Source organism: Pseudomonas sp. GNP014, assembly GCF_054344005.1.
On the sequence record NZ_JBTGUS010000001.1, the window covers coordinates 876282 to 891361 of the forward strand.

Annotated in this window: 14 protein-coding genes; 2 read left to right on the forward strand and 12 right to left on the reverse strand. The window is 59.4% G+C overall.

The window, feature by feature from the left end:
- Positions 1–134: 134 nt before the first annotated feature.
- From ACXX9E_RS04095 to argE, 11 genes are all read right to left on the reverse strand, one after another.
- Positions 135–350, reverse strand: a complete 216-nt coding sequence (locus tag ACXX9E_RS04095; protein WP_007967989.1) for a TOBE domain-containing protein — start codon at positions 348–350, stop codon at positions 135–137.
- 106 nt (positions 351–456) lie between these two features.
- Positions 457–1263, reverse strand: coding sequence for an aliphatic sulfonates ABC transporter ATP-binding protein (ssuB, locus tag ACXX9E_RS04100; protein WP_429541643.1), 807 nt, complete (start codon positions 1261–1263; stop codon positions 457–459).
- Entirely contained in the window at positions 1260–2042 is a 783-nt protein-coding gene (ssuC, locus tag ACXX9E_RS04105) for an aliphatic sulfonate ABC transporter permease SsuC (protein ID WP_458555057.1), read from the reverse strand. The genes ssuB and ssuC overlap by 4 nt, the downstream gene beginning before the upstream one ends.
- A gap of 8 nt (positions 2043–2050) precedes the next feature.
- Positions 2051–3199: an FMNH2-dependent alkanesulfonate monooxygenase gene (gene ssuD / locus ACXX9E_RS04110; protein ID WP_123469676.1), complete on the reverse strand. Its 1149-nt coding sequence runs from the start codon at positions 3197–3199 to the stop codon at positions 2051–2053.
- A 25-nt stretch (positions 3200–3224) separates the two neighbouring features.
- A complete protein-coding gene (locus ACXX9E_RS04115; RefSeq protein ID WP_007913834.1) occupies positions 3225–4190 on the reverse strand; it encodes a sulfonate ABC transporter substrate-binding protein in 966 nt (321 codons plus the stop codon).
- Between the two features lie 91 nt (positions 4191–4281).
- Positions 4282–4875 carry an NADPH-dependent FMN reductase gene (ssuE, locus tag ACXX9E_RS04120; protein WP_085708988.1) on the reverse strand — a complete coding sequence of 198 codons (594 nt, stop codon included), beginning with the start codon at positions 4873–4875 and terminating at the stop codon, positions 4282–4284.
- 239 nt (positions 4876–5114) lie between these two features.
- A complete protein-coding gene (locus tag ACXX9E_RS04125) occupies positions 5115–5753 on the reverse strand; it encodes a peroxiredoxin (protein WP_123469679.1) in 639 nt (212 codons plus the stop codon).
- A gap of 296 nt (positions 5754–6049) precedes the next feature.
- Positions 6050–7396 carry an OprD family porin gene (locus ACXX9E_RS04130; protein ID WP_123469680.1) on the reverse strand — a complete coding sequence of 449 codons (1347 nt, stop codon included), beginning with the start codon at positions 7394–7396 and terminating at the stop codon, positions 6050–6052.
- Between the two features lie 417 nt (positions 7397–7813).
- Positions 7814–9142: an OprD family porin gene (locus ACXX9E_RS04135; RefSeq protein WP_123469682.1), complete on the reverse strand. Its 1329-nt coding sequence runs from the start codon at positions 9140–9142 to the stop codon at positions 7814–7816.
- Between the two features lie 608 nt (positions 9143–9750).
- Positions 9751–11049, reverse strand: a complete 1299-nt coding sequence (argA, locus tag ACXX9E_RS04140; protein WP_123469685.1) for an amino-acid N-acetyltransferase — start codon at positions 11047–11049, stop codon at positions 9751–9753.
- Positions 11050–11319: 270 nt separating this feature from the next.
- On the reverse strand, positions 11320–12483 hold the full coding sequence (gene argE, locus ACXX9E_RS04145; protein WP_458555058.1) for an acetylornithine deacetylase: 1164 nt from the start codon (positions 12481–12483) through the stop codon (positions 11320–11322).
- 156 nt (positions 12484–12639) lie between these two features.
- On the opposite strand from argE, the gene ACXX9E_RS04150 reads away from it, so the two are divergent.
- Entirely contained in the window at positions 12640–14010 is a 1371-nt protein-coding gene (locus ACXX9E_RS04150; RefSeq protein ID WP_458555059.1) for a CYTH domain-containing protein, read from the forward strand.
- A 123-nt stretch (positions 14011–14133) separates the two neighbouring features.
- On the opposite strand, the gene ACXX9E_RS04155 is transcribed toward ACXX9E_RS04150, so the two are convergent.
- A complete protein-coding gene (locus tag ACXX9E_RS04155; protein WP_458555060.1) occupies positions 14134–14598 on the reverse strand; it encodes an Lrp/AsnC family transcriptional regulator in 465 nt (154 codons plus the stop codon).
- A 126-nt stretch (positions 14599–14724) separates the two neighbouring features.
- Between ACXX9E_RS04155 and ACXX9E_RS04160 the strand changes: the two genes are divergently transcribed.
- Positions 14725–15063 (forward strand): ACT-like domain-containing protein, encoded by a 339-nt coding sequence (locus ACXX9E_RS04160; RefSeq protein WP_458555061.1) that lies wholly within the window; start codon positions 14725–14727, stop codon positions 15061–15063.
- Positions 15064–15080: the final 17 nt, after the last annotated feature.

Below are 15080 nucleotides of genomic sequence, written 5' to 3' on the forward strand. Positions count from 1 at the left end.
GAACACAACATCTGTGAACGACACCGAACCTGTGGGAGCGAGCTTGCTCGCGAAGGCCGCGCCGCAGTTTTCAGATCAGGCACAAAAAACCCCGAAGGGCTCACGCCCTCCGGGGTTGTTTTTTACTCACAGACTTACAACTTGGCGATCGACACCTCGGTGGATTTCACAAAGGCAATGACTTCGCTGCCCACCGCCAGTTCGAGCTCTTTGACCGAACGGGTGGTGATCACCGAAGTGACGATGCCGGAGGCGGTCTGCACGTCGATTTCCGACAGCACGTCGCCGAGAACGATCTCCTTGATCGAGCCTTTGAACTGGTTGCGCACGTTGATGGCTTTGATAGTCATGATATTTCTCCTGGGGTCGAAATAAGCTGCAAGTTGCGAGTTCCAAGCGGCAAGCAAAAGCACAGCGCTTTTACTTGCAGCTTGTAGCTTGCCGCTTGAAGCTGCTTCATTGCGCCCAACGCAATTGCGTAGGCAGGGGTGAAACGGGTTCCGGCTCTGGCGGCTCGCCAGGCAGGGACAAAACTCGGTTGAGCACTTCGGTTTCCAGCGCCGCCAGCCGGTGCGATCCGCGCACTCGCGGACGCGGCAATTCAACTTGCAGGTCGAGGCCGACTTCGCCGTCCTCGATCAGAATCACCCGGTCGGCAATCGCTACCGCTTCGCTGACGTCGTGGGTCACCAGCAACACGGTGAAGCCGTGCTGCTGCCACAAGCGCTCGATCAATTGCTGCATCTCGATCCGGGTCAGCGCATCCAGCGCGCCGAGCGGTTCGTCGAGCAGCAGCAGGCGCGGTTGGTGGATCAACGCCCGGGCCAGCGCGACACGCTGCTTCTGCCCGCCGGATAGGGCGGCCGGCCACTCGTTGGCGCGATCGGCCAGACCCACCGCCTCCAGCGCTGCCAGCGCCTGCGGGCGCCAGTTGCCTTTGAGGCCGAGGCCGACGTTGTCGATGATTTTTTTCCACGGCAGCAGTCGCGCTTCCTGAAACATCAACCGCGTGTCCTCCCGCGCATCGCTGAGCGGTGCGGCGCCGGCCAGCAAGTCGCCGCCAGTCGGCTGGTCGAGGCCGGCGAGCAAGCGCAGCAAGGTGCTCTTGCCGCAACCGCTGCGCCCGACCACGGCGACGAATTGCCCCGCCGGAATGTGCAGGTCGATGTCACGCAGCACCTGCCGCGCACCGAAGGTTTTCTGCAGGTTGCGCACCACCAGCGGAATCCCGCGCAGCAGGCGTGGAGGTTGTTGAGCCGTCATGCCGCACCTCCCTTGGCAACCTGATAGGCCGGATGCCAGCGCAGCCACACACGTTCGAGTCCACGGGCGGCGAGGTCGGCGAGTTTGCCGAGCACGGCGTAAAGCAGGATCGCCAGCACCACCACGTCGGTCTGCAAAAACTCGCGGGCATTCATCGCCAGATAACCGATGCCGGAGCTGGCGGAAATGGTTTCCGCGACGATCAGCGTCAGCCACATGAAGCCCAGCGCGAAGCGCACGCCGACCAGAATCGAAGGCAGCGCGCCCGGCAGAATCACCTGCCAGAACAGGCTGAAACCGCTCAAGCCATAGCTGCGCGCCATCTCCACCAGCGCCGGGTCGACGTTGCGGATGCCGTGATAAGTGTTGAGGTAGATCGGGAACAACGTGCCCAATGCCACCAGGAAAATCTTCGCCGACTCGTCAATCCCGAACCACAGAATCACCAGCGGAATCAGCGCCAGGTGCGGCACGTTGCGGATCATCTGCACCGAGCTGTCGAGCAAACGCTCACCCCACTTCGACAGGCCAGTGATGAAGCCCAGCACCAGGCCGATGCTGCCGCCGATGGTGAAACCGAGCGCTGCACGCCAGCCGCTGATGGTCAGGTGCGTCCAGATCTCGCCGCTGCGCACCAGACTGACGCCGGCTTCGATCACCGCCACCGGCGCCGGCAGGATCCGCGTCGACAACCAACCGGCCGACACCGACAACTGCCACACCGCCAGCAACAACACCGGTAACGCCCAGGGCGCGAGGCTGTGGATAATTTTCTTCATGGCGCGCCTCAGCTCTGCGACGCGGCTTTGGGAAGAATGTCGTTGGCGACCATCTCGCCGAACGGGCTGACATAACCGGCGCTTTTCGGCTGTTCCGGACGCTCGATGTCGAGGTGCGGGAACAGCAGTTCAGCGACGCGGTACGACTCTTCGAGGTGTGGATAACCGGAGAAGATAAAGGTGTCGATACCCAGATCCGCGTATTCCTTCACTCGCGCCGCCACGGTCGGGCCATCGCCGACCAGCGCCGTACCGGCACCGCCGCGCACCAGACCGACGCCGGCCCACAGGTTCGGGCTGACTTCGAGGTTGTCGCGGCTGCCGCCGTGCAGCGCGGCCATGCGTTGCTGACCGACCGAATCGAAGCGCGCCAGCGATGCCTGCGCACGCTTGATGGTGTCATCGTCCAGATGCGAGATCAGGCGATCCGCCGCTTGCCACGCTTCAGCGTTGGTTTCCCGCACGATCACATGCAGACGAATACCGAAGCGCACGGTGCGTCCGAGCTTGGCGGCTTTGGCGCGCACCTGCGCAATCTTCTCGGCGACGGCTGCTGGCGGCTCGCCCCAGGTCAGGACCATCTCGACCTGTTCAGCGGCCAGGTCCTGCGCCGCTTCCGACGAGCCACCGAAGTACAGCGGCGGACGCGGCTGCTGGATCGGCGGATAGAGCAGCTTGGCACCCTTCACGCTGATGTGTTCACCGTCGTAATCGACGGTCTCGCCTTCCAGCACCCGACGCCAGATCCGGGTGAACTCCACCGAAGCCTGATAGCGCGCCTCGTGATCGAGAAACAGACCGTCGCCGGCCAACTCCTCCGGGTCACCGCCGGTCACCAGGTTGAACAGCGCGCGACCGCCGGACAGACGATCCAGCGTGGCGGCCTGGCGCGCTGCCACCGTCGGGGAAATGATCCCGGGGCGCAGGGCAACGAGGAACTTCAGGCGCTGCGTCACCGGAATCAGCGATGCTGCCACCAGCCACGAGTCTTCGCAGGAACGGCCGGTGGGAATCAGCACGCCGCCGAAGCCCAGACGATCCGCCGCCTGCGCGACCTGTTGCAGATAACCGTGGTCGACGGCGCGGGCGCCTTCGGCGGTGCCAAGGTAATGGCCGTCGCCGTGGGTAGGCAGGAACCAGAAGATATTGAGGCTCATGGAGTGGTCTCCTTGGGGATTCGAATTACTGCGCCTTGGCCACAGCGGCCGGTGGTGTCCAGATCACATCCTTGATGCTCAGCGGCTTGGGAATCAGCTTGAGCTGGAAGAACGTGTCAGCGATTTTCTGTTGCGCAGCGACCACTTCCGGGGTCAGGAACAGTGCGCCGTAACCCTGGCGTTTCACCGAGGTCAGGGTGATGTCCGCCGGCAGACCAAGCAGTGGCGCGACTTGTTGGGTCACGTCTTCAGGGTTGGCCTTCGACCATTCGCCGACGGCGCGCACTTCTTCGACGAGGGTCTTGATCACCTCAGGATTCTTCTGTGCGTAGGGCTTGGTCGCGAGATAGAACTGGTGGTTGTCGACGATGCCTTTGCCATCGCGCAGGGTGTGCGCTTGCAGTTGTTTCTCGGCAGCGGCCTGGTACGGATCCCAGATGACCCAGGCATCAACGCTGCCACGCTCGAACGCGGCGCGGGCATCGGCGGGCGGCAGGAATACGGTTTGAATATCGGAGTATTTGAGGCCGGCGTCTTCCAGCGCACGCACCAGCAGGTAGTGGACGTTGGAGCCTTTGTTCAGGGCGACTTTCTTGCCCTTGAGATCGGCCACCGATTTGATCGGCGAGTCCTTCGGTACGAGGATCGCTTCGCTGTTCGGCGCTGGTGGCTCGTAGGCGACGTAGAGCAGATCGGCGCCGGCAGCCTGAGCGAACACCGGCGGGGTTTCGCCAGTGACACCGAAGTCGATCGAACCGACGTTCAGGCCTTCGAGCAGTTGCGGGCCACCAGGGAATTCAGTCCATTGCACGTCGACGCCTTGGGCGGCCAGACGTTTTTCCAGCGTGCCTTTGGCTTTGAGCAGCACCAGCGTGCCGTACTTCTGATAGCCGATTCGAAGCGTCTCGGCCTGAGCTTGAGTGATGGCGCCGAAGGTGACAGCCGCAGCAAACAGAGCGACCAGACCACGACGCAAAAATACAGTGCGCATAGCGCTCTCCTATTTTGCTGTTGGGTTTTGGCTGCACCTGCTTAACCGTTAGCGGCTGAGTAAGGTGAGTTACATCAAGTTCCGGTGAGGCTTAAATGCTCCAGCGAGCACTCAATAAACGTTCATTCAACAAGCCCGGCTCCAGCGGTTTCGGCCGGCGGGCCATGGCACTGACAAACTGATCCAGCGCTTCGTGCAGACGCTGCTCCAGCGCTGGTGCCAGTTGTGCGGCGGCACTGCCTTCGCCGTAGGCGATCTGGCTGTCCTCGGCGAAAATGCCCTGGAGCATTTCCTGGGCTTTCAACGCCGACAGCACCGGTTTTAGCGCGTAATCGACCACCAGCATGTGAGCGATGCTGCCGCCAGTGGCCATCGGCAAGACAATCTTGTGGTTCAAGGCGCGCTCCGGGAGCAGATCCAGCAACGTCTTCAACGCGCCGGAAAACGAAGCCTTGTACACCGGTGTGGCGATCAGCAGGCCGTCGGCGTTTTCGATCTGTTGCAGCAGGTCGAGCACCTTCGGGCTGTCGAAGCGGGCGTGAAGCAAGTCTTCGGCCGGGAAGTCCCGCACCTGATAACTCACCACTTCCACCCCTTGCTGTTGCAACCAGCGTTGCGAGCGCTCCAGCAACACTCCGGAGCGGGAGCGCTGGCTGGGACTGCCACCGAGTGAGACGACCAGCATTGAGACTATTCCTTAAGCGTTACAGGCGATTCGCAGGTTGCGATCTCGCTTCGATGGGAGTGACCTTACCAGCTGATTTATATATCCATAAATCATATTTATTCATTTGGTTATGCGTTTTGGAGATATGTATTCAGCCTTCTTCCAGGCGAAAAAAAAGGCCGTCGAAACGGCCTGAAATCCCCTGCATCGTGGTTTCGTGGTGACTGGACTATGGCCACACCGCAAATCTCACTGACTCACTTGTTCGGCTGCGGCGTCAGGCGCAGGTACGGCTTCACCGCGCGATAGCCTTTTGGAAAGCGTCGTTTGATTTCATCTTCATCCTTGAGCGACGGCACGATCACCACCTCTTCACCGTCCTGCCAGTTGGCCGGGGTGGCCACCTTGTAGTTGTCGGTGAGCTGCAGCGAGTCGATCACCCGCAGGATCTCGTGGAAGTTGCGGCCGGTGCTCGCCGGGTAGGTGATGGTCAGGCGGATCTTCTTGTTCGGATCGATCACGAACAGCGAACGCACGGTCAGCGTGTCGTTGGCGTTCGGGTGGATCAGGTCGTAAAGGTCAGACACCTTGCGATCGGCATCAGCCAGGATCGGGAAGTTGACGATGGTGTTCTGGGTTTCGTTGATGTCTTCGATCCACTTGTGGTGCGAGTCCACCGGGTCGACCGACAGCGCGATGGCTTTGACGCCACGCTGGGCGAACTCATCCTTGAGCTTGGCGGTGAAGCCCAGTTCGGTGGTGCACACCGGGGTGAAGTCGGCCGGGTGGGAGAACAGCACACCCCAGCTATCGCCCAGCCACTCGTGGAAACGAATCTTGCCGGCGCTGGAATCCTGTTCGAAGTCGGGGGCGATGTCGCCGAGTCTGAGGCTCATGATGCTGCTCCTGATGAGTTGTTGGAGAACTCAACTGTAGCTCGGGATTCGACATCATGAAAAAGAATAAATAACTAGATATCTAGATCATTAGTGAATATTAAACTTCTGTTCACTGGACGCTCGACGGCAACCCGACGAACATCGGTCGCAAGGTTCGAGAAGGCCTTGAGTTGCTGTAAAGAGGGAAATTTCGGGAAAGGCCTACGGGGGTGGGCCTGACTCGAAAACGCAAAAGCCCCGTCCGGCGCGATGCCGGACGGGGCTTTTTTTACATCAGGTGCAGGAGCGCGCTATTACAGCAGCGGGATCGAGTAGCTGACGATCAGGCGGTTTTCATCCTGGTCGCGTTGACCCGGGATGTCGTTGCGCCACATAGCGTTTTTCCACATCACGCCAACGTTTTTCAGCGGGCCTTCTGGCACAACGTAACCGATGGTCAGGTCACGTTCCCACTCGGAGTTGCCATGGCCGTTTTCAAGACCATTTTTACCCACGGTGTCGATATTGTCGCCACGCAGGTAAACAACACCGGCGGTCAGGCCAGGCACGCCAACCTTGGCGAAATCATAGGAGTAGCGAGCCTGCCAGGTACGTTCGCCTGCACGGGCAAACTTGGCGATCTGCATGTCGGTGGTGATGTAAGCCGAAGAGCCGTCACCCTGGTTCAGCCAAGGGAAGTCACTGCTGCCGTTGCTGACCTGGTAGCCGCCGCCGAAGGTATGACCTTCAACGCTATACAGGAACAAGCCGCTGTAAAGGTTGTTGTCGACTTTGCCCTTGCCAGCATTGAAACCGGTGTAATTACCGTTGCTGAAATAAGCCGAGTCGTGGCCGTTCAAGCCGTCATCGGAGCTGTTGAAATAACGGAAGTCCGATTTCAACACGCCAGGGCCGATTGCCCAGTTGTGAACCAGGCCCAGGAAGTGCTGTTTGTAGAAGTCTTCCAGATTGCCGTAGTAGTACTGGGCAGTCAGGTCTTTGGTGATTTTGTAATCACCACCGGCGTAGATGAACTTGTTGCTGTTAGCCGTACGAGCACTTGCACCGCCAATGGCCATGTTCTCGTTATTGCTGGAGTTACGCCCCTTCACAGCTTCGATCTGACCGCCAATCAGAGTCAGGTCTTTGATCTCGTTGGACGTGATCTGGCCACCTTGAAAGGTTTGCGGCAGCAGACGGCCATCGTTGGTCACGATAACTGGCAGCTTTGGCTGCAGGGTGCCGAGCTTCAGTTCAGTCTGGGAGATCTTGGCTTTGGCAGTCAGGCCCAGGCTGGAGAAGTTGTTAACCGCTTTGCCATTGGACTCACTTGGGAAAACCGTGCCGCCGTACGAAGTGCTGCTGGTTGCCCCATTGGTGCCGCCACCCGAATCCAGACGTACGCCCAACAGGCCGATGGCGTCGATACCGAAGCCGACAGTGCCTTGGGTATAACCGGAGATGAAGCGCAGATCGAAGCCTTGGCCCCATTCTTCAGCTTTGCTCTGGGTGGAGTGAGCACCGGAGTCGCGGTTATCAGTGTTGATGTAGAAGTTACGCAGCCCCAAAGTAGCTTTGCTGTCTTCGATGAAACCGGCGGCGCCTGCCTGCTGCGCCATAACCCCTACGGCCACAGCCAGGGCCAAGGTGGACTTGTTCATGTATCGCTCCTCTCGTTTCTAATTCTTTTGCTTTTTTTACTGTCGGTTTCGGATCGATTGCCCGAAATCCTGAACGCTTGATCGCGGCGGACCCTTTACCCCCAGTCAAAGCCGCGAAAGGATACCCCGGCATAGTCCCCAAAAGAATTGTTTCATTCTTTTTCAGAACCCGAAGACATATAGAAGGCACCTCAGACTGGAGGTATCGGCTTCAACACCGATTCCTGAACCCGTCAAATTGTCGAGGGACGAAAATGCCAAAACACCGCAGCGTCTTTTGAATGCTGAACGGGTCTACTTTAAGCATTCGTCGAAGAACATAAAAAGAATAAAAAATGCGCTAGAGCTTATATTTTGGAATATAAAAAAATGCGCAAAAAAAACCTTGCCGAGCGGCAAGGTTTTTTTAATGACGTGTTACAGGAAGCTGTAGGTGTAGTTGAAGATCAGACGGGTCTGGTCCTGATCGGCAATATTGATTTGGCTGCCGCGATAAACACCGTTACGCAGGGTCACACCAAAACCTTTGAGCGTGCCCTGTTGAACGGTGTAATCAATCCGCATGTCGCGTTCCCACTCGGACATATCGCTACCGGTGCCATTCGTTGCCTTGATGTTGTCACCATGCAGGTAAGCGATCGAGGCTTTGAGACCCGGTACACCCAGACCTGCGAAGTCATAGGAGTACTGACCGAAAGTGGTGTTTTCACCCGCTCGGACGAAACCGTTAATCATGGAGTCGGTGAACAGGTAGAAACTGGCGCCGCCGGCACCTTCAGGGCGACCGTTGCCATCGACCACGTTGCCCTGGTTCAGGTAGACGAAACCACCGTCATCGTTGACGCGTTGATGGCCGAGCAAGAAGGCGTTGCCACCCAAGGTATACGTGAACATGGCGCTCCAGGTCTTGTTGTCGACCTCGCCCGGGGTCTTGGCATAACCACCGTTGTTATTGAAACGGTAGCCTGCGTCCCCGTTCTTGCCATCGGAGCTGCTGTCAAAATAGCGGATATCGGTCTTGAACGACTGATTGGTGTCGATCGGAAAGACGTGCACCAGGCCGAAGAAGTTCTGCTTGTAATAGTCCTGCAGGTTCGAGTGGTAGTACTGCAGCGTCAGGTCTTTGGTGACCTTCCAGTCAGCACCGGCATAACGGAACTGATTGCTGTCTTGGGTACCGCCGGCCACTGCCAGGCCGGTACTGTTTGACGAGGCACGGCCCACGGCATGCTCAAGCTGACCGGCGTTGAAGGTGACGTTGTCGATTTCCTTGGAGGTGATCGTGCCGCCCTCGAAGGTTTGAGGCAGCAGGCGGCTATCGTTCGCGACCAGAATCGGCAAGCTCGGTTGCAGCGCGCCACCCAGGTGCGCTTCGGTCTTGGACAGACGTGCCTTGACGTTACCCGCTATGCGGCTCCAGGACTGCGTGGCCGAACCGTCGGAGTCACTTGGATTGAACGAGTTATTGTCCGGGTGGTGCCCACGACCACCATCCAGGTGAATACCGCTGAGCGCCTGCACATCAAGGCCAAAACCGACCGTACCTTGAGTGAAACCGGACAGGTAATCAAACTTGAAACCCTGCGCGGCTTCTCGCTGATCTGCGCCGCCATCGCGGTTGTCGTTGTTGAAATACATGGTGCGGGAACTAAGGGAAGCCTTGCTGTCTTCGATGAAACCCGCGGCACCTGCCTGCTGCGCCAATACCCCAAAGGCCACAGCCACGGCCAAGGTGGACTTATTCATTGTTAAGCTCCTCTCGTTTCTAATTATTGTTACCTGGCCCGAATCGATGCCCGGGTCTCGAAGGTAAGCGATTAGCGCCAGAGCGTGACCCACAAGTCAATCGTAACCTTATGTGTCTACGACCATAGTCTAATCTCCGGTTTTTTGGTCCATGCAGGTTCATGAATTCGTCATGACACTGAAAAGAATGGATACCTTCTTTTCTAATACCCTTTAGGAATTTAAACCCCGTATTTACAAGCTCTGGCGCTCCCCACGCCAACGCCCCGGTCAATTCCTGAAGAGTATTAGACGGCTCTGTTTATGGTGATTTGCACTGAAGCGATCCGGAAACAATTCCATCACTCCAACCGTCAACCCAGCGCACTATCCGGATCAATTGTTACAGTTTGTGTGTCGATGGATTTTTTTTCATGCATAGCGAGGCCGCCGTCATTGCCGCAATGAACCCAGTCTTTTCAGACATTGTTTGCAGTGACGGGAATCAGAAGGAGCGTTTCAGATTGGCGGGTTATTCTGCCGATTGCCGACAGCCCATCCATTCGCACAACAGGTGCAGCGATGTGGGGAGCCTGTAGCGCGCTCCCCCACTCGCCATTCCTGATGAATCAGAGGGTCTTTTCGAAGATCTTCGAGTTGCGCTGATAGTTGTACAGCGACGCCCGCGCCGCTGGCAGGCGTTCAACGCTGCTTGGCTCAAAACCACGCTCGCGGAACCAGTGCGCGGTGCGGGTGGTGAGGACGAACAGGGTTTTCAGGCCTTGCGCCCGGGCACGGGTTTCGATGCGCTCCAGCAGCTCGTCACCGCGCCCGCCATGGCGGTACTCCGGGTTCACCGCCAGGCACGCCAGCTCGCCGGCATCCGAATCGGCGATCTGATACAACGCCGCACAAGCGATGATCATGCCTTCACGCTCGACCACGCTGAACTGCTCGATCTCACGCTCCAGCACTTCACGGGAACGGCGCACCAGAATCCCCTGCTCTTCCAGCGGACTGATCAGATCGAGCAGGCCGCCGACGTCTTCAATCGCCGCCTCGCGCACCAGTTCGAATTGCTCTTGCGCGACCAGCGTGCCGCCACCGTCACGGGTGAACAGCTCGGTCAGCAGCGCGCCGTCTTCGGCATAGCTGACGATATGGCTGCGCGCCACCCCGCCCCGGCAAGCCTCGGCGGCGGCATCCAGCAGTTCGGCCTGATAGTTGTTGCCCAGCCGCGCCAGATGCGCCGGCACCTGTTGCGGACGCAGTTCACGCACCAGTTTGCCGTTCTCGTCGATCAGACCGAGGTCGGCGCCGAACAGCAGCAGTTTGTCAGCGCCCAGGTCGATCGCGGCGCGGGTGGCGACGTCTTCGCAGGCCAGGTTGAAGATCTCGCCGGTCGGCGAATAGCCCAGCGGCGACAGCAGCACGATCGAGCGCTCGTCGAGCAGGCGGTTGATGCCTTTGCGGTCGACCCGGCGCACTTCACCGGTGTGGTGATAATCAACACCTTCGAGCACGCCGATCGGCCGCGCGGTCACGAGGTTGCCGCTGGCCACGCGCAAGCGCGAGCCCTGCATTGGCGAAGAAGCCATGTCCATCGACAAGCGTGCTTCGATGGCAATGCGCAACTGGCCGACCGCGTCGATCACGCACTCCAGGGTCGCCGCATCGGTGATGCGCATGCCGTGATGGTAATGCGGGGTCAGGCCACGGGCGGCGAGGCGGGTTTCAATCTGCGGGCGCGAACCGTGCACCAGCACCAGACGCACACCAAGGCTGTGCAGCAGGACAATGTCGTGGACGATGTTGCCGAAATTCGGATGCTCCACGCCGTCGCCGGGCAGCATGACGACGAAAGTGCAATCGCGGTGGGCATTGATATAAGGAGACGCGTGGCGAAGCCAATTGACGTATTCGGGCATGAACCTGGGCCTGTAATAAATAGCAGCCGGAAATAGGGGCGAAACGGAAAACGCACAGCGGGCTGATGGTTATCGTCGGAACAGGCTTGGCGACACGCGCGCTCTCCTCATGAATACGGGTTGGGGTGCAGGCAATTTACAGCGTTTAGTTTGGCAAAACACAATCCCTTGTAGGAGTGAGCCTGCTCGCGATAGCGGAGTTTCAGTCAATATCTTCGGTGACTGACTCACCGCTGTCGCGAGCAGGCTCACGCCTACAAGTGTTCACTTTCATTCCTGCGAAGCTGTACCCGTTGTCAGGCAGTAATGTTCAATCAACTGCCGCAGTAGATGCACGGTAGGCTGCAAACGTGACATTTCAAGGTATTCACCGGGCTGGTGCGCACAGGCGATGTCGCCGGGGCCGAGCACGATGGTTTCGCAACCAAGGCGCTGAAGATAAGGCGCTTCGGTGCCGAACGCTACTGCTTCGGCACTGTGACCGGTAAGCTTTTCCGCGATGCGCACCAGTTCGGCGTCTGCAGCCTGCTCGAATGACGGCACTTCCGGGAACAACGGCTTGTAGTCGATCTTCACCTGATGCCGTTCGGCCACCGGATTGAGCTTGCGCAGAATCTCCGCACGCAGGTCTTTCGGGTCCATGCCCGGCAGCGGGCGCAGGTCGAACTCCAGCGAACACTGGCCGCAGATGCGATTCGGGTTGTCGCCACCATGAATACAGCCGAAGTTCAGCGTCGGTTGCGGCACGCTGAACTGCGGGTTGTTGAATTCACGCTGCCACAACAGACGCAGGCCACGCAGTTCGCCGATGGCATCGTGCATCGCCTCGAGGGCGCTGTGCCCCAGGCGCGGATCCGACGAATGGCCGCTCTGCCCGAGGATGTCGATGCGCTCCATCATGATGCCCTTGTGCATGCGGATCGGCTTGAGCCCGGTCGGCTCGCCGATCACCGCCGCGCGCCCGATCGGATGCCCGGCCTCGGCCAGCGCACGGGCGCCGGACATCGAGCTTTCTTCATCGCAAGTGGCGAGAATCAGCAGCGGTTGCCGGAACGGCTGGTCGAGCAACGGCTGCACGGCTTCGATGATCAGGGCGAAGAAGCCCTTCATGTCGCAGCTGCCCAGCCCGACCCAGCGGCCATCGACTTCGGTGAGTTTCAACGGATCGGTCTGCCACAGCGCATCGTCATACGGCACCGTGTCGCTGTGCCCGGCCAGCACCAGTCCGCCCGGGCCGCTGCCGAAACTGGCGAGCAGATTAAATTTTCCGGGGCTGACCTGCTGGATATCGCAACTGAACCCCAGCTCGCCCAGCCATCCGGCGAGCAAGTCGATCACCGCCCGGTTGGACTGGTCCAGGTTCGGTTGGGTACAGCTGACCGACGGCGCGGCAATCAGCGCGGCGAACTGGTCTTTCATGGACGGCAAAGGCATCGCTGACTCCAACTCCCGAATTGAAGTCCATCATAGAGCCATCCGGCGCCAGGAATAAACCGCCGCAGGGCGTAGGAAGTTTGAGTCCTGTACACTGCACGACCTTGGCAGCCACACATTCCCCCGGCTGCGCTCCCGATCCTGGATTTTCCGGCCATGCAGAAAGAAACCGAAATCAAACTCCGCGTCAGCCGCGAAACCCTCGCCGCCCTGCGCGAGCACCCGCTACTGAAAAAACGCAACAAAAATGGCTGGGAACGCCGTGAGTTGATGAACCAGTACTTCGACACCCCCGAGCGCGACCTGGCCCAGGCCAAAGTCGCCCTGCGCCTGCGCAAGGACGGTGACGAAGTGATTCAGACCCTCAAGACGCGCGGCCAGAGCATCGCCGGTCTGTCCGAGCGTAACGAGTACGACTGGAAGTTGCCCAAAGCCAAGCTCGATGTGAAAAAACTCGACGGCGAATGCTGGCCCGAGTCGCTGGCCGAGCTGGACAAGAAAACCCTGAAACCGATCTTCACCACCGATTTCGTCCGCGAGCGCGCGGACATCGCCTGGGGCCGCGGCAAGGCCAAAGTGGTCATCGAAGCCGCGCTGGACCTCGGTCATGTGGTGGTCGGCAAACAGAAAGAAGAAATCTGCGAGCTGGAACTGGAACTGCGCGAAGGCGAGCCTGCCGCGCTGCTGGAACTGGCCGCCGAACTGGCCGAAACCCTGGCCCTGATGCCGTGCGACATCAGCAAGGCCGAACGCGGCTACCGCCTGTACGACGCCAACAGCTACTCGCTGAGCCTGCCGGCGCCGCAACTGACCCCGGAAACCCAACTCGACGATGCCTTCGCCGCACTTTGCTGGCATCTGCTTGGCAGCAGTCAGCGTCTGGCTGAACAGTATCGCTTCAACGGCCACTGGCGCCTGCTGCAGGACTGGGTCGAAAACCTCGCGGAAATGCGTGCCCTGCTCAGCAGCCTCGGCCAGGCTGCGCCGCGACCGTCGACGCACGACCTGCGCGTGGCGCTGGATGCGTTGCTCGAAGACTGGCGCCCGCTGGTTCAGGTCGGTATCGAAGACGAAGACGTGCGCAAAGCGGCGCCGGAACAATTCCTCGAAGAGCTGGAAGACCCACGCTGGGGCCTGTTCTCGCTGACCACCTCGCGCTGGCTGCTGGCCCGCACCTGGACCGCCGAGCGCAACGTTCGTGGCAACCGCCAGGGTGGCGCTCAGTTGCACAGCTGGCTGCCGCGCCTGTTGGGCGAAGAAGCCACGGCCCTGCAACTGCAGCGCTATCAGCAACAGCCGGAAGATCTGGCCGAGCAACTGCCGCGCATCGAGCGCATCCAGGTCTGGCTGCACCACGCGCGTAACGTGCTGGAGATCCCGGAAATGGATCGCCTGTACGGCGAGTTGAACAAACTGGCGCAACTGGCCAACGAGCCGACGATCACTGACGAACTGCTCGATGCGCGCAAGCAGCAGGCGATTGCGGTTTACCAGAATCGTGCCTGGAAAATGCTGCTGCGCATGTAAGTCCGCCATCGCTGGCAAGACAGCTCCCACAGGTCTTGTGTTGAAACGCTATCTGCATTCCAACACTGAACCTTGTGAGAGCTGGCTTGCCAGCGATGAGGCCAGCCAAACAACCGCTCAATCTCAAACCGGCAAGCTGGTCGTGGACTTGATCTCCGACAACGCCACAATCGAGTTCACTTCCTGAATCCCCGGCACCAGCGACAGCTTCTCGAAAAAGAATCGCTCATACGCTTCGATATCCGCCGCAACAATGCGCAACAGAAAGTCCACCGCGCCCATCAGCACATAACACTCCAGCACTTCCGGAAAACCGCGAATCGCCTCGGTAAACTCGGTGAAGTTGGAACGCCCATGCGCGTTGAGTTTGATCTCGGCGAAAATCTGCGTGTTCAGCCCGATCTTCTTGCGGTCGAGCAAGGTCACCTGGCCACGAATGATCCCCTCCTCCTTCATCCGTTGAATCCTTCGCCAGCATGGCGACTGCGACAGCCCCACCTGCTCGGCGATCTGCGCGCTGGACAGCGAAGCGTCCTCTTGCAGCAACGCGAGTATCTTGCGGTCGTAGACGTCCAGCTCGCTGTGCATAGAAAAACCTCAGATATAAGATTTTGCGAATTGATCAGGTCGATCAATCGTCAATAACACCGATCTTAGCCAAGAAATGCCCGGCGCCGAATGTAAAAATTCCTCCACTGATTCTGGAGCCCCGCCATGCCGCACCTCGAAGCCGTCAACAGCCTCCCCACCCGTGCCGACGTCTGGCATGTCAACAACCCCCACTGCCTGGCGCACTACCAACTGCTTGCCGAAGCCGAGCCGGATCTGTTGGTGCGTGTGCTGAACCTGTTCGCGCTGCAGTTCCTCACCCCCGAACAGGTCAACGTGCAGCGGCTCGACGATCTGCTGTCGATCGACATCGTCATGGGTGGCCTGAGCTGGCATCGCGCCCAGGTGATCGGGGAAAAACTTCGTAACCTGATCAGCGTGTACTCGGTGAATCTGCAAAACACCGAAGCGGCGTGGGATGCGCCCGCACAGGCGGCTGGCTGACAAATCCGGCAACGGCT